The organism is Campylobacter sp. DY7 (assembly GCF_057802535.1).
The window spans coordinates 86,735-107,759 of the sequence record NZ_JBYJAU010000007.1 but is presented as its reverse complement, the minus strand read 5'-3'; the positions used below and the strand labels follow the sequence as shown (position 1 = coordinate 107,759).

15 protein-coding genes are annotated in these 21,025 nt (G+C 31.7%); 6 read left to right on the top strand and 9 right to left on the bottom strand.

The window, feature by feature from the left end; translation table 11 throughout:
- On the top strand, positions 1-276 hold a 276-nt coding region (locus AC1B00_RS06290; RefSeq protein ID WP_488848837.1), incomplete at its 5' end, for a hypothetical protein.
- Between the two features lie 31 nt (positions 277-307).
- Here AC1B00_RS06290 and infC read toward each other — a convergent pair.
- From infC to coaE, 5 genes are read right to left on the bottom strand one after another with little or no spacing between them, the layout of a single operon-like run.
- Complete coding sequence (infC, locus tag AC1B00_RS06285; RefSeq protein ID WP_239817759.1) at positions 308-832, bottom strand: translation initiation factor IF-3; 525 nt, start codon at positions 830-832, stop codon at positions 308-310.
- Entirely contained in the window at positions 829-2,637 is a 1,809-nt protein-coding gene (gene thrS, locus AC1B00_RS06280; protein WP_488848835.1) for a threonine--tRNA ligase, read from the bottom strand. The genes infC and thrS overlap by 4 nt, the downstream gene beginning before the upstream one ends.
- Positions 2,634-3,287, bottom strand: a complete 654-nt coding sequence (locus tag AC1B00_RS06275) for a dUTP diphosphatase (RefSeq protein ID WP_488848833.1) — start codon at positions 3,285-3,287, stop codon at positions 2,634-2,636. Before AC1B00_RS06275 ends, thrS begins: the two co-directional genes overlap by 4 nt.
- Before the next feature lie 44 nt (positions 3,288-3,331).
- On the bottom strand, positions 3,332-4,084 hold the full coding sequence (dapF, locus tag AC1B00_RS06270; RefSeq protein WP_488848831.1) for a diaminopimelate epimerase: 753 nt from the start codon (positions 4,082-4,084) through the stop codon (positions 3,332-3,334).
- Positions 4,071-4,709, bottom strand: a complete 639-nt coding sequence (gene coaE, locus AC1B00_RS06265; RefSeq protein ID WP_488848829.1) for a dephospho-CoA kinase — start codon at positions 4,707-4,709, stop codon at positions 4,071-4,073. Before coaE ends, dapF begins: the two co-directional genes overlap by 14 nt.
- Positions 4,710-4,834: 125 nt before the next feature.
- Here coaE and AC1B00_RS06260 point away from each other — a divergent pair, with 125 nt between their 5' ends.
- The 4 genes from AC1B00_RS06260 to AC1B00_RS06245 all read left to right on the top strand — a co-directional run bounded on the left by AC1B00_RS06260 (position 4,835) and on the right by AC1B00_RS06245 (position 9,024).
- On the top strand, positions 4,835-5,032 hold the full coding sequence (locus AC1B00_RS06260) for a Tat pathway signal protein (RefSeq protein WP_488848827.1): 198 nt from the start codon (positions 4,835-4,837) through the stop codon (positions 5,030-5,032).
- An 18-nt stretch (positions 5,033-5,050) separates the two neighbouring features.
- Positions 5,051-7,906: a molybdopterin-dependent oxidoreductase gene (locus tag AC1B00_RS06255; RefSeq protein ID WP_488848825.1), complete on the top strand. Its 2,856-nt coding sequence runs from the start codon at positions 5,051-5,053 to the stop codon at positions 7,904-7,906.
- A 3-nt stretch (positions 7,907-7,909) separates the two neighbouring features.
- Entirely contained in the window at positions 7,910-8,485 is a 576-nt protein-coding gene (fdh3B, locus tag AC1B00_RS06250) for a formate dehydrogenase FDH3 subunit beta (protein ID WP_336611641.1), read from the top strand.
- A 65-nt stretch (positions 8,486-8,550) separates the two neighbouring features.
- Positions 8,551-9,024, top strand: a complete 474-nt coding sequence (locus tag AC1B00_RS06245) for a pyridoxamine 5'-phosphate oxidase family protein (protein ID WP_336611642.1) — start codon at positions 8,551-8,553, stop codon at positions 9,022-9,024.
- Positions 9,025-9,094: 70 nt separating this feature from the next.
- Here AC1B00_RS06245 and AC1B00_RS06240 read toward each other — a convergent pair whose 3' ends face one another.
- Positions 9,095-10,441, bottom strand: coding sequence for a sulfurtransferase (locus tag AC1B00_RS06240; protein WP_488848822.1), 1,347 nt, complete (start codon positions 10,439-10,441; stop codon positions 9,095-9,097).
- Positions 10,438-11,325: a YeeE/YedE family protein gene (locus AC1B00_RS06235; RefSeq protein WP_488848820.1), complete on the bottom strand. Its 888-nt coding sequence runs from the start codon at positions 11,323-11,325 to the stop codon at positions 10,438-10,440. Before AC1B00_RS06235 ends, AC1B00_RS06240 begins: the two co-directional genes overlap by 4 nt.
- Positions 11,326-11,454: 129 nt before the next feature.
- Between AC1B00_RS06235 and AC1B00_RS06230 the strand changes: the two genes are divergently transcribed.
- Complete coding sequence (locus AC1B00_RS06230) at positions 11,455-12,219, top strand: hypothetical protein (RefSeq protein WP_488848818.1); 765 nt, start codon at positions 11,455-11,457, stop codon at positions 12,217-12,219.
- A gap of 77 nt (positions 12,220-12,296) precedes the next feature.
- Here the strand turns inward: AC1B00_RS06230 and rpoC are convergent, their stop codons facing one another.
- Together rpoC and rpoB are read right to left on the bottom strand one after the other, a co-directional pair.
- Entirely contained in the window at positions 12,297-16,832 is a 4,536-nt protein-coding gene (rpoC, locus tag AC1B00_RS06225; protein ID WP_442862401.1) for a DNA-directed RNA polymerase subunit beta', read from the bottom strand.
- Positions 16,825-20,955, bottom strand: coding sequence for a DNA-directed RNA polymerase subunit beta (gene rpoB / locus AC1B00_RS06220; protein ID WP_239817754.1), 4,131 nt, complete (start codon positions 20,953-20,955; stop codon positions 16,825-16,827). Before rpoB ends, rpoC begins: the two co-directional genes overlap by 8 nt.
- Positions 20,956-21,025 lie beyond the last annotated feature (70 nt).

The window sequence follows — 21,025 nt, the reverse complement described above, 5'->3', positions numbered from 1 at the left end:
ACACCTGATTTAGAATTAAAAATAATTGAATTTGCTAAAAAATCATCAAAAGAATTTATGAATAATTTTGATTTACCGTCAGGAAGTGTAGGACTTGATCACCCTAAATTACAAGCAATTTTTAAAAAACATGGAATTTCAATGGATGAATTTGTAGATAAAGAAAAGTTAATGCAACAAAGCTTTAAATTTGATTTTGATAAAGAAAAGGATAAATTATTTGATGAACTTTTAAAACTAGGAGAAAACAATAAAATAAGATTAGGAATTAGTTAATTCCTAATTCTTAAAAATAGGAATTAATTTCCTATTTTTTAGCGCTTTTTGGGGTGCAAAGCATATTTATATAGCGACCTTCAAATAAAGGAGCTTTATCCATATTTGCAATTTCGCTAATTTCTTCATAAATTTTTAAAAGTAGTTCTTCTCCTGATTGTGGATTGCTTAATTCACGACCCTTTAAAAACACTCTAAATCTAACATGCTTCCCTGATTTTAAAAACTCAACCGCATGTTTAACTTTATAATTAATATCATTTTGAGCAATTTTTACAGAAAGTTTTATCTCTTTAACTTCTACTACTTTTTGCTTTTTCTTAGCATCTTTTAGCTTTTTTTCTTGCTGATAACAAAACTTACCGTAATCCATAATTTTACAAACAGGTGGCTTTGCATCTTTTGCGATTAATACCAAATCAAGTCCTAAACGATTAGCAAGAGCATTTGCTTCATCACTGCTAATTATCCCATACTGAGTGCCATCATCACCTATACATCTTACCTGTGCTAAATCTATTTCTTCATTTAACAATACATCTTTTTCTTTACTCAAAATACTACCTCGTTTTGTTTTTCTTTAATTAGTTTCAAAAATTCCTCCATTGTTAGTGTTGATTGTTGTTTAGCTCTTCTATCTCTTAAAGCTATTTGATTGTTATTTACTTCTTCATCACCGATTACTGCAATAAATGGTACTTTCATCATTTCTGCATTTCTTATTTTTTTACCTAAGGTATCATTTTTTTCGTTAATATCTGCATCAACTCCTAGCTCTAATAATGCCTTTTGTAATGCTTTTGAATACTCAATATGCTTTTCACCTACTGGTAAAATCATCACTTGAATAGGTGCTATAAAGAATGGCAATTCTCCTGCAGTGTGCTCAAGCAATATTCCTAAAAATCTTTCAAAACTTCCAAGCAATGCACGATGTAGCATTACAGGGCGTTTTTTCTCATTGTTTTCATCTGTATATTCAAGCTCAAATCTTTCTGGCAAGTTAAAATCTACTTGAATAGTTCCGCATTGCCATTTTCTTTTTAACGCATCTAGTATTTTTATATCAATTTTTGGACCATAGAATGCTCCACCGCCCTCATCAACACCATATTTTATACCTTCTTCATCTAAAGCTTCTTTTAACGCTGTTGTAGCGATTTCCCAAATCTCATCGCTTCCGATTGATTTTTCTGGTTTTGTTGAGATTTCTAGTTCCCATTCAAAGCCAAAAGTTGTCATAATCTTCTTAGCAAAATCTAAAATCTCTTTTACTAAGCTTTTTATTTGACTTGGCATACAGAAAATATGGCTATCATCTTGAGTAAATTCACGAACTCTTAAAAGCCCATGTAAAGCCCCACTCATTTCGTGGCGATGAACCATTCCGTATTCAAAAAACTTAATAGGTAAATCTTTATAACTTCTACCTTCACTTTTATAGCAAAATACATGACCTACGCAGTTCATTGGCTTAATGCCGTATTCTTGCTCATCAATTCTAGTAAAATACATATTCTCTTTATAATTATCATAATGTCCGCTAATCTTCCAAACGCTTGAATTAAGTAGTTCAGGACCTCTTACAGGCTCGTAAAATCTAGTTCTATGAGCTTTATATAAAATATGCTCTAATTTACTTCTAACTCTTGCACCATTTTTAAGCCATAATGGTAAGCCACCACCTATTTGTTCACTAAATGTGAATAATTTTAAATCATTTCCTAGTTTTCTATGATCTCTTTTTTTAGCTTCTTCTATCATTGTTAAATAATCTTTTAAAGCTTCTTTTGTCGCAAACGCTATACCATAAATTCTAACTAGCATTTCATTTTTTTCATCGCCACCTAAATATGCACCTGCTAATTTTGTAAGCTTAAAGTTTTTAAGCATTTTTGTATGTGGAAGATGTGGCCCACGGCAAAGGTCAGTAAATTCGCCTTGAGAATAAGTGCTAATCTCTCCACTTAGACGGCTTAATACTGCTTGTTTTAATTCATCGTTTTTAAACATTTCACAAGCTTTTTCATAGCTCATTGTGTTTTTTACCATAGGAGAGCCTTTTTTTGCAAGTTCTCTCATTTTATCTTCAATAACTTTTAAATCTTCTTCACTAATTTTCTCATCAACTTTAAAATCATAATAAAAACCTTCATCAACACAAGGTCCTACGAAAAACTTAGCATTTTTATATAATTTTGTAATAGCTTCTGCTAAAAGGTGAGCACAGCTATGGCGAATGATTTCAAGTGCCATTGGGCTATCATCATAATAAATTGGCTCAAGTCCTATTCCATCAGTGCTTAAAGTATCATAAATATTTTTGTCTTTATCGTAATATCCTATTATTTCCATTATCAATCCTTTAAATTTTTATAAATATCATCAAGATTTTTATATAAACTATCGTAATTTATTTCATCTTGTTCTAATAATTCATATAAAATCACATTATCTTCTTTACCATTCCAAAGTTTTTTATAACTTCCATCTTTGTAGCCATTATCTTGGCGAAATTTATTTAAAACATTTTTTCCAATGTAGATTTTATAAAGTCTGTTAAACTCTAAATCACATTTGCAAGTAAGGTGTAAAAATGTATTACATATATCGTTTATATTAACAATTTTAGCACTGCTAAAGTGTATTAATTCTCTTGAATATTCTAAGATTTCATTTAGATTTTTATCAGTTTTGTAGAATGTAAAATCGGAAATTGTATTTTTTAATTCTATTTGTTTATTTTGCATAATAGCAAGACTTAAAATAAAATGCCAAATATCAACAAGTTCTATTTGAATATTTTCTAAATCCCAACTAGCATTTATGCTTTTCCAGTGTTTCCACGGCATAGAATCAACTAGCTCAGCACATTCCATATAAATACAACGAGCAAAATCAATTAAGCGATTTTCTTTTGTAAAACCTTTTGTCCAATCATTGCCACAAGTAGCTATATTTAAGCTATTTTGTAGATTAAGCATTTCATCAATCAAACTTAGTTCTTTCATTATCCCTTCTATGTAAAAAAATATTAAAATACTAGCAAAATAAACTAACAATCAAGCGTAGTGATAAAAATTTTTTTAGTTTGAGCTTTGAAATATAAATAATCATCTTTAAAACTCACTTCGCAAATATCATTACTTTTTGGATAAATTGTAGCCTTTTCATCAACTAATTTAAGCATTCTAGCATAATAAAAACAAGCATTCATTCCAGTTCCACAAGCTAGAGTTTCTCCAACTCCACGCTCGTAAGTTCTAACATATAAAACCCCATCTTTAAAAGTTGCGTAATTTACATTAGCATCATACTTTTCTCTTAAATATTTTGCGTTTTCTTCATTGTAATTTTGCACTCCATCAAGAGTTACTAAATGTGGCACACCTGTATCAATTAGACAAAACACATTGCCAAATTCCACTAAATTTTCATGAATAATCTTAGCTTTAGTAAGTCTAATTTCTACAAAATCATCATTATAGATATTAGCTTTTATTATTCCTGCACCTGTTAAAAAACTCATTTTCTCTTTTGCTAAATTATTTGAGTAGGCAAAATGAGCTGCTGCTCTTGCTCCATTTCCACACATTGAAGCACTTGAGCCGTCTTGATTATAAAAACCCCATGAAAAATCATATTCTTTATTTTCTTCTTTTTTAATAGCAATAAGCCCATCAGCACCTATTCCGCTGTATCTATTACATAAATTTTTAGCTAAATTACTTAGATATTTTGAGTCTAAATTATCACTTTTAAAAATAATAAAATCATTGCCATTTGCATAGTATTTATGAAATTCCATGTTTTTCCTTTAAATTTTTTATAAGTTTTAGCGAATTTTCTTTAAAATCTTCTAAATTATCATCGTTTTTGATGAGATAGGTTGCATATTTTATTTTTTCTTCAATATTTAGCTGAGAATTTAGTCTAAGTTTTGCTTCTTCTAAACTTAGATTATTTCTACTAATTAGCCTTTTTAAAGATAAGTCATAAGGGCAATATATAACGATTTTATTAAGCAAAAAATTATAATTTCTATTTTCAAAATAAAGTGGAATTTCAACAAAAATAATTTTATGTTTTGAGTTTTTTATCTTTTTGATGATTTCTTTTTTTATTTTTGAGTGCATTATTTTTTCTAATTTTTTCTTTAAAATTTTGTCCTTAAAAACAATACTAGCTACAAGCTTTTTTTTATCTTTTAACGAAAGGAATTTGAAATCGGAATTACAAATCTTTAATTTTTTAGCAATTTGTTTAGATTTGTAACGAAATACAATATTAGAAATTTCATCAGCATTTATGCAAAAAATACCATTTTTTCTAGCGTAATTTAAAAATGTAGATTTTCCACACGCAATGCTAGAAGTTACTACATAAACATTTTTTAATTTTAGGTCTTTTTTTATCTTATTTTTTCTTAGCAAAATTGACTCTTTTTATCATTATCATAATATTATTTTATAGCAATATTATTAATTTTTCTTAAGCCTAATTTTAAGGCAATTTAGTATTATTTAGGTTACTCAAAATTTTAAATAAGGAGGCAGTCTTGGAAAACAAAAGAAGAGCGTTTCTTAAAAAGGCTCTAAGCGCTGGTGCCATTGGTGCTGTTGCTAGTGTTAGTTTAAACGCTGCAGTAAGCACTGAAAACAACACCTCAGGCGTAGTAGCTGGACATGCAAAGAAAAAAGAAGTGTTATACAAAAAAACCCTTCACTGGGAAAAATTTTACAAAATTGCATATTAATTAAAGAAAGGAAAATAAATGCGTAAAAGTATAAGCAGAAGAAGCTTTTTAAAGCTGACTGCTATGGCTGGTGCAACTACTAGCGCATTCGGTGCTACTACTGCTACCGTTAAGGCTGATGAAAATGTAAAAATGCCTTACGAAGGAAGCAAAATAGTAAGAACTGTTTGTACAATTTGTAGTTCAGGCTGTGGTATTGAAGCTGAAGTTCATAACGGCGTATGGGTAAGACAACATAATGCAATAGACCATCCACATTCTTTAGGAAGTCATTGCTGTAAGGGAATTGATCAAATTGATTTAACTAAATCAAAATGTCGTGTTAAATTTCCACTAAAAAGAGTTAATGGTAAGTGGGAAAGAATTAGCTGGGAACAAGCTGTAAATGAAATCGGCGATAAAATGCTTGAAATCAAAAAAGAGAGCGGTCCTGATAGCGTAATGTTCTTAGGCTCAGCGAAATTTAACAACCAACAAGCTTATTATTTTAGAAAATTTGCAGCATTTTGGGGAACTAACTCAATAGATCACGTTGCTAGAATTTGACACAGCGCAACAGTAGCCGGTGTGGCTAATACTTGGGGATATGGCGCTATGACAAATCACTTTGGTGACGTTGTAGGTAATACAAAATGTATGATTATGTTTGGTGCAAATACAGCGGTAGCAAACCCTATTGGATATAAGCATATTTTACAAGCAAAAGATAGAAATAATGCTCCACTAATCGTAGTAGACCCTGTATTTACAAGAAGTGCAGCTCATGCTGATATTTATGTAAGAATTCGTCCTGGAACTGATATAGCTTTCGTATATGGAATGCTAAATATCATTTTTGAAAATGGTTGGGAAGATAAAGAATTAATTAAAGATAGAACTTATGGTGTAGATTTAATTCGTGAAGAAGCGAAAAAATATACTCCTAGCGAAGTTGCTGACATTTGTGGATGTAGCGAAGAAATTTTACATCAAGTAACAAAATTATTTGCAACTACAAAACCAGCTACACTATTCTGGTCGCTTGGTATTACTCAACACTCAGTTGGTAGCTCAAATACTCGTATCTTAGCTATTTTACAATTAGTGTTAGGAAATATTGGTAAGCCTGGTGGTGGAACAAACATTATCCGTGGTCACGACAACGTTCAAGGTGCTACTGATATGGGCTGTTTAGCTGATACACTTCCTGCATATTATGGATTAGCTGAAGGTGCTTGGAAGCATTTTTGTAATGTATGGGGCGTAAAATATGAAGATATGCAAAAACGCTTCGTAGATGATAGTGCAAATGGTGGCAAAAAATGGATGCACGAAAAAGGCTTTAGCTTATCAAGATGGTGGCAAGGCGTTAAAGGTGTAACTCCTTACGGAAGCGATACAACACATTCAAATGCTCCTGTTAGAGTTCTTTGGGTTCAAGGAACAGGAATTACTTCAATGGCTCACACTGTTAAAATTCAAGAAGCACTTAAAAAACTTGATTTAATAGTAGTAGCTGAACCATTTGTAAATGAAGTTGCTGTTTTAGCAGATCGTCCTGATGGTATTTATATACTTCCTGCGACAACTCAATTTGAAACAGAAGGTTATGTAACTGCAACAAACCGCTCAATGCAATGGAGAAGCCAAGTTATTAAACCTATTTATGAAAGCAAAGAAGATCATGAAATTATGTTTATGTTTGCTAAGAAATTTGGTTTTTATACAGAATATACTCGTGGTATGAAACTAGAACTTCAAGACCATAAGTTAGTTCAAGTAATCCCAGACGATCAAGATGCTAAATGGCCTGATGATGCAACAAGAGAGATGAGTAACGGACTTTTATCAATAGGTCTTCGTGGAATTAGCGCAGAAAGACTAAGAAAACATCAAGCAAACTGGGCTAACTTTGACCCTAATACACTAGAGGGATTAGGTGGCGAAGTAAAAGGTGAATATTACGGACTTCCATGGCCTGTATGGGATAAACAACACCCAGGAACTCCAATTTTATGGAACCCAAATGTGCCTTATGAAAGAGGTGGAATGGGCTTTAGAAATAGATTTGGACTTGAGCATAATGGCGTTAGCCAATTAGCAGATAGTAACTTTACTCCTGTTGGTTCTAAAGTTAAGGGTGGTTTCCCACAAATTGATAAAAATAATATAGAAAAAGTTTTCGGAATCAAATTAAGCGATAAAGAAAAAGAATTAATGGGTGGCTCATGGAGCACTGATATTTCAGGAATTATCCTAGAAAAATGCCGTGAGAAAAGCGCTTGCTGTTTAGGTAATGCAAGAGCTAGAACAATAGTTTGGGAATTTAGCGACCCAATTCCAAAACACAGAGAGCCAATTCACTCGCCAAGATGGGATTTAGTTCAAAAATATCCTAGCTTTGATGACCAAACAACTCCAAATTTCCGTGTTACTACAATGTATAAGAGCGAGCAACAAAGACAAGACTGGAGCAAGGACTTCCCTGTTATTATTAGCTCAATGCGTTTAGTGAATTTAAGTGGTGCTGGTATGCTTGAAAGAACAAGTAAATACCTAGCTGATATTACACCTGAAATGTTTGCTAATGTGCATCCTGAACTTGCTATGAAGCATAATATTGGTGATGGCGAAATGATGTGGATACATTCTCCACAAGGCACTAAGATTAAAGTAAAATGCGTGCATAATAGAAGCGTAACTCCTGATAGAATATGCTTGCCATACAACTTCTCAGGTGTTTTACAAGGTGTGGATTTAAGCCATAACTATCCAGAAGGAACTAAGCCTTATACAATAGGCGAAATGTCAAACACAATTACTAACTACGGGTTTGACCCAAATACGCAAATTAGCGAATACAACGCTGGACTTTGCAGAATTGAGAGGGCTTAATAAATGGCTAGAATGAAGTTTTTTGTAGATAAAAATCGCTGTATTGGTTGTTTTGCTTGTCAAGTTGCATGTTCAAGCGGACACGAAGTTCCTGTTGGAATTAAAAGAAGAAAGGTAATTACCCTAAATGACGGAATTGAAGGCAAAGAAGTATCAATGACTATTGCTTGCCAGCACTGCACAGATGCACCTTGCGCGCAAGTTTGTCCGGTTAAATGCTTTTATATCCGTGAAGATGGTATTGTATTACATGATAAAAAAGTATGTATAGGCTGTGGATACTGCTTATACGCTTGTCCATTTGGCGCACCACAATTTCCAAGAGATGGTGCATTTGGAATTAAAGGCGAAATGGATAAATGTACGATGTGTGCTGGTGGTCCTGAAGAAACTAACAGCGAAGCTGAAAGAGAGCTTTATGGACAAAACCGCATAAGCGAAGGAAGAGTGCCAATTTGTGCTGCTGTATGTGCTACAAACGCACTTTTAGTTGGAGATGAGAGTGAAGTTTCTAACGTTTATAGAAAGCGTGTTTTAACTAAAAACGCAAATATAAACCTAAGCAATATGTTTATTTAAACTTTAGCCCCTTTTTTGGGGGCTAATTCCTATTTCAAATTCTTTTATATTTATGAAGGAATACAATGAATGAATTACAAGAATTTATAAAAACTTTTAAAAGCGTAAATATCTCAAGTCTTAGTATTGATAATAAAGTTCTTTGCTCTTATGCTCCAATAATTTTTAAAAACAATGAAATGTTTATTTTCATAAGCGAAGTTGCAAAACATTTTGCAAATATTAAAAATAACCCTAACAATGTAGAAATAATGTTCTTAGAAGATGAATGCAAAGCTGCAAGCATATTTGCTAGAAAAAGACTAAGCTATCAAGTTAATGCAACGATAGTTGATGATAGAAAAGAAGAATTATTTGAAGTATTAAAAGAAGTTCATGGAAATGAAGTAGAAGTGTTTAAAACCATGTTAGATTTTCATTTTATAAAGCTTGAAATTAAAAGCGGAAGATTTGTAAAAGGCTTTGGCAAAGCTTATGATATTGATACTTTCAATAATTTAAGTCTAGTAAATACCCCTCATAAAACAGCAAAAAATTAAAAGAATTTGAAATAGGAATTAGCTTTTAAGCATAAAGTTTAATTGTGCTTAAAAGCAATATAATGGCTTTTTAACTTTTACAACTAGCACCTTCTTTAAATACTGCACCATAATCATTTTTTGAATCGGGTTTAATCAAATCTAAATTCTTTTGTATTTCTAAGCTCTCATCCATTTGCCAAGCATTCCAGCCACCATCATAGATATAAATATTTTCCCAACCATCAAGTAAAGCCATAAACCAAGCAACACTAGCTCTCCAGCCAGTGCCACAATAAAAGGCTAAATTATCATTTTTATTAATGCCTTGACCTTGCCATAATTCATATATTTCATAAGGATTTCTAAGCGTTCCATCAGGGTCATAATAATCAGCTACATTAGATGAATTTGTCCCTGCAAATCCCCAAATAGCACCCTTTGGCTCACCGCTTTTTGGTATATAATCATAACCACTAATTTTGCCTATAAACTCATCCCAAGCCCTAACACTTACTAACTTTAAATCGCCTTTATAATTTTTAATATCATTTGGCATTGATATATTTATATTAGCATTTGCAGGAATTATTGCTTTAAAATCGCTTTCTTTATTAGGTATATTTGGAGTTTTTTCTATGCTAAATCCTGCTTCTTGCCAAGAATATAACCCACCATTTAAAAATCTAACATCCTTAACTCCAGCATATTTTAGTGCAAAAAATACTCTTAGAGCTGCCATTTGATTTTTAGAATATAAAATTATGGTTTTTTCACTCGTAATTCCTAAACTTAAAAGATTTTTTTCTAAAGTTTTCGCATCACTTAAATTCCAAACAGGAGCATTTTCTATTAAATCGGTATTAAAATGATAAGCACCTTTTATGTGCTCGCTATATTCATCGCTATTTTCTCCCCAACTAACCTCAAAAACCATAAAATCTTTACCATTAAAGCTTTCAACTTTTTTGCCTTGCATTAAATCGTTTAGCCATTTAGGATAGATTGCTAAATGATAATTTTTAAGTTTTACTAATTCATTATTATTTGCATAGTCTGTAAAATCAGCATAAATCTCACCCTTATAACCACGAGCTAAGAACTCTGAGCTAACTTTTTTTATCTCATCTAAATTAGAGCCATAAAATACGAGCTTTTTATCTTTTGTAATGCCTTTAGCTTTAAAATATTCTTCAAATTTTTTATTTTCAATAAAATCCATTGATAAAGCACTAATATTTAAAGCCCCTTTAATATGACCGCCATTTTTTGCCCCATCTTCGCTAAAACCATTATAATAACTATCAATTCTTGTATCAATTATCAAATAATCATTATTTAATCTAGTCTTAAACTCATCGGTATTTAGCAATTTAACATCATCAGCATTAAAACAAGCACTAAAAATAAGTGCAAACAATAAAATCAATTTTTTCACGATACTCTCCTTAAAATAATCAAAAATCCAAAAAGCATAAAAGGTAAAAATATAAAGGCTTGAAAGCTAAAATAAGCACTAGCGATTAAAATATTTGCCACATTACAACCACTCGCAAGAGAAGCTCCTAAAGCCATTAAAAAGCCTCCAATTACACTAAAATATCCTTGTTTTAGGGATACGCCTTTAAGCGAAAATGATTTTAAATTAGCAAAAATTGCTCCCAAAATACAGCCAAATAAAAAATACACTCCAGAATCTAAATATCTATATTGATTGGTTACTAGATATAAAATCATATTTTTACTAGGCACAGATAAAGTAAAACTAAAGCCTATTATTTTCCACATCAAAAGGCTTAAAATCGCTAAAACTATTGCAAGAATGCTAATTTTTTTGGCTTTATAGATTAAATATATACTTAAAATTCCAAGCAAAGCAACTAAAATAAAAGGAGAAATGTTTAAATAGGTATGAATATTTGTAAGTTCGTTTTTAGTAAAAACATCTATGTATTTTTTAAATACTCCATTAAACAAAGCCATACTAAAAGCAAAAGAAAAAGCCGTGATTAAATAAGAACTATTATTAATAATTCTAGTAAAACTTCCACTAACACAAGCTTTGCTAAACGCCATTCCAACGCCAAATATAAAGCTACCTATAATAGTAGCAAGGATAGAGAATTTAAACTCAGGTATGGTAATTAATTTAAAATGCTCTAATGTAAAAAGACCCAAAGATTGTAAAAATACGCATAAACTTAAAGCACTAACAAACGAAAAATCTTTAAAATAAAAAAGATTCCTAAACCCAGAAAAAAAGCAAAATTTAAAATTTGCTAATAAAAATCCAAAAATAATTCCAAAAATAAGTGTATTCATTACCTAATGACTTTCTTTTAATTTTGTGCGATTTTAATCAATAATTGTAATTTATAATTCCTATTTCAAATTCTTTAAAAAATATTAATTTTTTCCAAAACTTACCGATATAAATAAAAAGGGATAAAAATGCAAATTAATTCTATAAATCAAACATCAATAAACAATCTAAACTCTAAAGCAAATCAAAATAATTTAAAAGAACAAATCGCAAAGATTTTAAAAGATGCTCCACAAGATGAGTGGGGCACTTATGATCCTAATGCCGTGCTTAGTAAAATAGGAGCTTACGAAAAAGGTAGTAAGATTTATGAAGCCTTAGAAAACGAAATGTTAAAAGGAATAATAACTTACCAAAAAGATCCAAATGAAGAGATTTTAAGCACAAAAGATTCGCTTACAATAGATAGGAGCGATCCTGCTTGGGTTGTAGCGTTAAAACTAGAAGTTCAACCTTTGTTTAAATTTGAAAATAATTCAATATATCAAAGAGCTTTTTATCAAAATAACGATGATTCAAAAGAACTTTTAGAATTTTTAAAAGAAAATCCCATTGACAAACTATATCTAAGTGATAAAAAATTTAAAAAATCTTTTGAAGATAATGATAATAGATTAGAAATGTTATTTGCAAATGAAGAAATCAGCATAGAAGACTTTAAAAAAGAATATTTGAAACTAAAAGCTATTTATGATGAAAATAAATTAAAAGAAGAACAACCCGAAGATAAAAAACCATTCAAACCCATAGAAGTAAAAGGCATTGATGTGCGTGAGAGTATGCAAGAGATTTTAAACAAACTTGATATTCAAAATATTAAAGATGAAAGAGATTTATTAGCTTTATTTTTAGCTTATAAAGATAGCGAGAATCTTTATGATAAAAGGGTTTAAATTCCTATTTCAAATTCCACAAAATTTTAAAAGAATTTGAAATAGGAATTAAGTTAGGGGCATTTAGCCCCTATTTATTAGTCGTTTTTGCGAATTTGAAGTTTTGCTCTTGAATAAAGACCTGTTCCAACAGGAATCATTCTACCTAAAACAACGTTTTCTTTTAAGTCTTCTAGGTAATCAATCTTACCAGTTACGCTAGCTTCTGTTAGAACTTTAGTAGTTTCTTGGAACGACGCAGCTGAAATAATACTATCACTACTTACTGATGCACGAGTAACACCCGTTAGTTTTGGCTCAGCTATCGCAGGTTGTCCGCCAAACTTCATAACAGCTTCGTTTTCTTCTGCAAATCTACGCTTGCTTACAACATCACCTACTATGAACTTAGTATCGCCACTATCAATAATGGTTACTTGTCTTAGCATTTGCGAAATAATAATCTCAATATGTTTATCAGAAATCGCAACACCTTGACCGCTATAAACTTGTTGAATTTCGCTAATTAAATAATGGTGTAATGCTTTTTCACCTAATATTCTTAAAATATCATTACTTGTAATTGTTCCATCAGTTAAACGCTCTCCCGCATGAACCATTTCGCCATCTCTTACTTGAATTTGGCTGTGTCTATCAATAGTATGTTCAACTAAACTTCCATCAGCACCTTCAATAGTAATGATTTGTCTCATACGGCTAGCTTGTCCTAATCTTACAATACCATCTATTTCAGCTAAAGTAGCAGGGTTTTTAACCTTTCTTACTTCAAATAATTCAGTTACCCTTGGAAGACCTCCGGTAATGTCTTTTGACTTAGTTGCTGCTTTTGGTGTCTTAGCTAAAATTTGAGCTACTTTTACCTTTTGATTATCATTTACATAAATAACGGTTTTTGACTCTAATTGATATCTTATTGTACTTCCATCATCTTTTGTAATGATAATAGCTGGTTTCATACTAGCTGGTAAATATTCATTAACAACTAAAGAACTATTTCCTGTTAATTCATCAGTTTGCTCTTCAACGCTAAATCCTGGCTCAATATCAACAAAGCTAACAACGCCATCGCTTTCTGCAATTATAGGGTTATTATATGGATCCCACTCAGCAATTATATGGCTTTCTTTGCTTGCATCTGTTACAATTAAATCATTTGCATTTTTTACTATTTCATTACTTGCAAACTCAATTTTAGACTTTCTTGGAACATAATGGCGAATTGCTTCTCTATCATTTCCGTCTGAAATAATTACAAATAAGCCTTTTTCATTTACAATATGACCTTTTTTAAGCTCAATTTTTTCTAAGCCATCGCTCTTTTGGATAAAGTAATTAATCTTACCTGTTGCGTTTGCTCTAATATCTTGAGCTATTGGCGCTCCATCTTCAATCTTAAGCTCTGATGCATAAGGAATACGTCTTGGAATATTGTAATCTTCCTTAATTACTTCAACGATACTTTCGTTTTCAACTACCTTATCACCTTCTTTATATGGTAAGTATAATTTACCTAGTAAGTTTCCACTAACTCCAGCTAATTCATTAACCTTAGCTACATCGTGCTTTCTTAGGATGTATTTTTGCTCTTTTTTGCCTGATTTTACAACGATTGTTATATCATCATGAGAGTTGATATAAGAAACTACTCCATCAAAAGGTGCTTTAATCTTTGGCTCAACTAAAAGTATGTTTGCATTTCTTCTATTTGCAATGATTTTCTTACCTTCATTGTTTGTGTAGGTTTGAACATTGTAAAATCTTATGAAACCTTCTTTTTTAACTTCTACTTGTCTATCTTGCATATCAGTTGTAGCAGTTCCCCCGCTGTGGAAAGTTCTAAGTGTTAGCTGAGTTCCTGGCTCACCGATTGATTGAGCTGAAATAATACCAACAGCTTCACCAGTTTTTACTAGCTTACTTTCTGCAAGGCTAATTCCATAACATTTAGCACAAATTCCTTTTTTAGCTTTACAAGTAATTGGAGTTCTAATAGTAACTGATTTAATATTGCTTTGAACAATACTTTTTGCTTTTACTTCATCAATTAAAGTGCCTTCATTAAATAATACTTCATTGCTAATTGGATCAATTACATCATCAGCTAAAACTCTTCCGATAATTCTATCGTGTAGGTTTTCAACCACAACACCATCTGCCGTAATTTCACTAACTTCAATACCTTCATGAGTTCCACAATCATGCATTGTAATCTTAACATTTTGAGCAACATCTATTAGCTTTCTTGTTAAGTGTCCAGCACTTGCAGTCTTAAGCGCTGTATCAGCAAGACCTTTTCTAGCTCCGTGAGTTGAAATAAAGTACTCAAGAACGTTTAGACCTTCTCTAAAGTTTGAAGTAATAGGAGTTTCAATAATCGAACCATCAGGTTTAGCCATAAGACCACGCATTGCTGCAAGCTGTGAAATTTGAGCAGTTGAACCCCTTGCGCCTGAGTCAGCCATCATATAAATTGAGTTAAATCCTGCTTTATCATTTTTCATTAGGTTAATCATATTCTTTGATAGCTCATTATTTGTATTTTTCCAAATATCAATAATTTTGTTGTAGCGTTCGCTTGCTGTAATTAGACCTTGGTTAAATGAGTTTTGAATTTCTCTTACTTTTGCTTTTGCATTTTCAATATTATCGCTCTTTTCTTCTGGAACAATAATATCAGCAATAGAAATTGAAATACCTGCTTTTGTAGCATACTCAAATCCTAAATTCTTAAGATTATCAAGGAAACTTGCACTAATTTCTAAGCCACCATTTTTATAAACATAATCAACTAATGCGCCTATATCTTTTTTCTTTAAAACCTTATTCCATAATTCTTCAGGAACAAAATCAGGTAAAATTGATTTAATAATTAAACGACCCGCTGTAGTTTTAATGCTTTTACCATTTACAACCGATTTAATACTTGCGTGAATATCAAGTGAGCCTGTTTGCATTGCCATTAATACTTCATCAACACCTGTGCAAATCTTATTAGCACCTTTTGCATCAGCTTTTTCAAGTGATAGATAATAAATACCTAAAACCATATCTTGTGATGGAACTGTAATAGCTTTACCACTTGCTGGTAATAAAATATTCATTGAACTAAGCATCAATATCTTACATTCTGCTATTGCTTCTTGACTTAATGGAACATGCACAGCCATTTGGTCGCCGTCAAAGTCAGCGTTAAATGCAGCACAAACTAAAGGATGAAGCTGAATTGCTTTACCTTCAACCAATACTGGATGGAAAGCTTGAATTGAAAGCTTGTGTAGTGTTGGCGCACGGTTAAGCATTACAGGATGATCTTTTACAACTTCTTCAAGACATTCCCAAACCTCATTAGTCTTTTCACCTATCATTTTATGAGCTTGTTTAACAGTAGTTGCATAGCCTTTTTCTTCAAGTTTAGCTAATAAATGTGGCTTGAATAATTCTAAAGCCATTTGTTTTGGCAATCCACATTGATCCATTCTAAGTTTTGGACCAACAACAATTACGCTACGACCTGAGAAGTCAACACGCTTTCCAAGTAGGTTTTGTCTGAAACGTCCTTGCTTACCTTTAATAATTTCAGTAAGTGATTTAAGTGTTCTTTTGTTTGCACCTTTTGCAGCACCTGTTTGCTTTCTAGCGTTATCAAATAAAGAATCAACCGCTTCTTGAAGCATTCTTTTTTCGTTTCTTATAATAATTTCAGGCGCATCAAGTTCAATTAATCTTTTTAAACGAGAGTTTCTATTAATTACACGGCGATACAAATCATTCACATCAGAAACTGCAAATTTTCCGCCATCAAGTGAAACTAATGGGCGTAAATCAGGTGGTAAAACAGGTAAGCATGTAATCATCATCCACTCAGGGCGATTTCCTTCTCCACTTTGAGAACTAGCTAAAAAGCTTTCTACAATTTTTAATTTTTTTACAATTGCAGGTTTTTTTGATTTTGGAGCTAATTCGCAAGCTTCTTTAAGCTCTCTTACCATATCAACTAAATCAAGTTCAGCTAATAAGTCATGAATTACTTCTCCACCCATTCTAGCTTTAAAGCCTGTATCTTCATATCTTTCATTTAATACTTGGAATTGTTCTTCACTAATTACGCTATATTTTGAAACTTTTTTATTATCATCATAAGTTGCTGTATGAGCATCTCCAACTGCTTCAACAATATAAGCTTCATAGTATAAAACACGGCTTAAATCTTTTGTTGAAATGTCAAGTAAAGTTGAAATTCTTGCAGGAATTGCATTTGAATACCAAGTATGAGCTACTGGAGTAACTAACTCAATATGACCCATTCTTGTTCTTCTTACTTTACTTGTAGTTACTTCAACACCACATTTTTCGCACTTAACGCCTTTAAAACGCATTTTCTTATATTTACCACAAAGGCATTCGTAATCTCTAATAGGTCCAAAAATCTTAGCACAAAATAAGCCATCTCTTTCTGGCTTAAGTGTGCGATAATTGATAGTTTCTGGTTTCTTTACTTCACCAAAAGACCATGAACGAATAGCCTCAGGGCTTGCTATTTTAAACCCTATGGCATCAAATTGACTTGGTTTTTCTTCTTCATTAAGTTGGATTTTTTTATATTTTTTATTCATTATCATTATCCTCTTTATAAATCTCAACATCTAAAGCTAATGATTTTAGCTCGTTTGTAAGAACAAAAAATGTTTCAGGAATTCCAGCTGAAGTTACATTTTCACCTTTTGCTAATGCCTTATATGCTGCAAATCTTCCATCAATATCATCTGATTTTATAGTTAGCATTTCTCTTAGAGTATGAGCAGCTCCATAAGCTTCAAGAGCCCAAACTTCCATTTCTCCAAATCTTTGACCTCCAAATAATGCTTTACCACCAACTGGTTGTTGTGTTACTAAGCTATATGGACCTGTACTTCTTGCGTGAACTTTTTCATCTACTAAGTGGTGAAGTTTAAGCATATACATAACACCAACATTTACACGCTCTTTCATCTTCTCGCCTGTGCGGCCATCGTATAATTCACTCTTGCCGTCCATATCAATTTTAGCCATTTCAAATAGCTTTTTAAACTCTGCTGCTGTAACACCTTCAAAAACAGGAGCACCAAATTTAACACCCTTACTCCAATCTCTTGCATGGCGAATAAATTCTTCATCACTCATATCTTTTAGATATACCTTAGCATCCATAAGTCTTGAAATATCACAAATATCAATCATTTTTTGACGTAATTCTTTTATGAAATCAGCTCTTTTTGCATCAAAAATTTCTTGAATTTGCTCTCCTAATCTAAGACCTACTAAACCTAAATGGCTCTCTAAAATTTGACCTATATTCATACGACTTGGAACACCTAGTGGGTTTAGAACAATATCAACAGGTCTTCCATCAGGTAAATATGGCATATCAACTTCAGGAACTATGCAAGAAACAATACCTTTGTTTCCGTGGCGACCTGCCATTTTATCCCCTACTTTTAATTTACGTTTAGTAGCGATATAGACTTTAACAAGTTTTACAATACCATTTTGTAAAATATCATCTTTTTCTAATATTTCTAACTTTTCATCATGCTCTTGTTTTAAATTTTTCTTTTCATTTTGGAAATGATTTTTTAAATTCTCATAATATGATTGAACATCTTTTGGATAAGCTTTAATAATACTTCCTATTGCAAAACGATTTAAATTAGATAAATCTTCTTCTTTTACAATATCTCCTTTTTTATAAGAAGTTCCACCAATGGTTTCAGCTTTTTCTAAAGGAGTTTCTTTTAATAGCTTAGCAATTTTTAAATTTTCTTCTCTATCCATCATTAATAATCTATCATGATAGTCTTTTTCTAATACCAAGCGCTCTGCATCTTGAGCTGCTTTTGCACGCGCATCTTTTTCGTGTCCTTTTTTAGTAAATACTTTTACATCAATTACAACACCTTCAACGCTAGCTCCAGCATATAAAGATTTATTTACAACATGTCCTGCTTTTTCACCAAAAATAGCTCTTAATAATCTTTCTTCAGGAGTTGGTTTAACCTCACCTTTAGGAGAAACTTTACCTACTAAAATCATTCCTGGCTTAATATGTGTTCCTATTCTTACAATTCCGCTTTCATCAAGGTGAGCAACATCTTCATCTTTTACATTTGGAATATCACGAGTTATTTCTTCTACACCATCTTTTAATTCACGAGCTTCTATTTCTTTTTCATAAACATGAACGCTAGTAAATGCATCTTCACGAATCATTTTTTCGCTCATTACAATAGCATCCTCGTAGTTATAACCATTCCAAGGCATAAATGCAATTAAAGCATTCTTACCAATAGCAAGTTCGCCTTGATCCATAGATGGACCATCTGCAATTACTTGTCCTTCTTTTACTAAATCACCTTTTCTTACAATAGGCTTTTGTGAAAATGTTGTATTTTGGTTAGTTCTTAGATTTTTTTCTAATTTATAGTGGTCAATATATAAACCATTTTCATCTTCTCCAAGAATGAAGATATTATTACTATCAACCTTTTCTACCTTACCTGCTCTTTTTGCCTTTATAGCTTCCCAAGCATCTCTTGCAACTACTCTTTCCATACCTGTTCCAACTATTGGAGCTGTTGCTGTTAATAAAGGAACTGCTTGGCGTTGCATATTTGAACCCATTAGAGCACGGTTTGCATCGTTATGCTCTAAGAAAGGAATTAAAGAAGCTGCAAGTCCAACAATAGCTCCTGAAGTAAGGTCTATAAGCCCTATATCTTCGCGCTTTGCCAATATTGTTTCTCCGTCAATTCTTGCTTCAAGTAAGTCATCAACAATATTGCCTTTTTCATCTACTTTTGTTGAAGCTGGAGCAATACAAATTCCTTCTTCTTGAGTTGCTGTTAAATATACAATTTCATCACTAACTTTTCCATCTACAACTTTTCTATAAGGCGCTTCAACAAAGCCTAAATCATTTACTTTTGCATAAGTAGAAAGTGAGTTGATAAGACCGATATTTTGTCCTTCTGGTGTTTCAACAGGGCAAATTCTTCCATAATGAGTTGTATGAACGTCACGAGCCTCAAAACTTGCTCTTTCTTTTACTAAACCACCTTCTCCAAGTGCTGATAATCTTCTTTTATGAGTAACTTCACTTAATGGGTTGGTTTGATCCATAAATTGCGATAATTGACCACCTGTAAAGAAATCAAGTAAAGTTGAAGTAATCATTTTTGAATTAACTAAATCACTTGGCATTAACTCTTCAATAGGAGTTGTAATAGAACTTAACTTATCTTTAATACCTTTTTGAATTTTAGCAAAACCTATATGAAGCTCATTTGTTAAAAGCTCTCCAATAGCTCTTATCCTTCTATTTCCTAAATGGTCTCTATCATCTAAATATCCACGACCTGATTTTATTCTGTAAAGATATTGAATAGTTTTTACTATATCTTCTCTTGTTAAAACTGTAACATATTCAGGCACATCAAGACCTAATTTATGGTTCATTTTCATACGACCAACTCTAGTGATGTCGTATCTTTCAGGGTTAAATAACATATCTAAAATATATGTTTTAGCAGCATCTAAAACAACAGGATCACCAGGTCTTAATACTCTAAATATTTTTGCAATTGCAAATTCTTCTTCAGTTTCATAATTTTCAGAACGCTTAAATGATTTAAACATATCCAAATCATTTTGAAGAGTTTTTAACATTGAATCGTCTACGCCAGACCCAACATCATTTGCTATTTTAAAATCACTACCATTATGAACAAGTGCTATTAATTTATCTTCATCAAGCATTGTTAAAGTATCAAACAATAACTCGCCTGTATTTTTATCATAAACAGGTTCAGCTAATTGACGATTTGCTAATATATCAACAGGATATTCAATTAATTTTAATCCTGAATCTTCTAATTCTTTAATTTTCTTTTTAGTTAATTTTTTACCTGCTTCATGAACTACTTCACCTTTTTCATTTACTAAATCAAATTCTACTCTATCACCTAATGAATTAACATCAAATTTTGTATAAAACTTATGCTTTTTAAGTGTAATTGTTTGAATAGGATAAAATAATTGAATTATATCTTCTTTGCTATAGCCTAAAACTCTTAAAAGTAAAGTAGCTTGGAATTTTCTTCTTTTATTAATTCTTGCATATAAAATATTTTTTGAATCAAATTCAAAATAAATCCAAGCACCTCTATCAGGTATAATTTGGCTAGAATATAAAAGCTTATTGCCTTCTTCGCTCTCTTTAAAAATAACACCTGGACTTCTATGAAGTTGATTTACAACTACTCTTTCAACCCCATTGATAACGAAAGAAACTCTATCGGTCATTAAAGGAATATCACGAATAGTAATATCTTGTTCTTTAATATCTTTTATACCGATTTTTTCTCCAGTCTTTTCGTCTCTATCATATAGCGTTAAACGTATTTTTGCGCGTAAATTCGCTGCATATGTAAGACCTCTTTCCATACATTCTCTAACTGTATATTTTGGTTTTACAAATTCACAAGATACGTAATCTAAACTTAATCTATTTTGAGAGTCACTAACAGGAAAGAAAGATTTGAAAACTTTTTCTATACCACTTTCTCTGTTTTCATTACCAATATTTAAAAAATAATCAAAGCTTTTTTGCTGTAATTGTAATAGATTTGGAATCTCAATTTGTTGTGGAACATTTGAAAAATCCACCCTTAATCTGTTTCCTGAATGTAAGCTATTTAACATATATGTACCTCTTGGTAAGTTTTGAAAGAATAGTTTTGTTGTTAAAACAACACAATATTAAAAAAGCCCT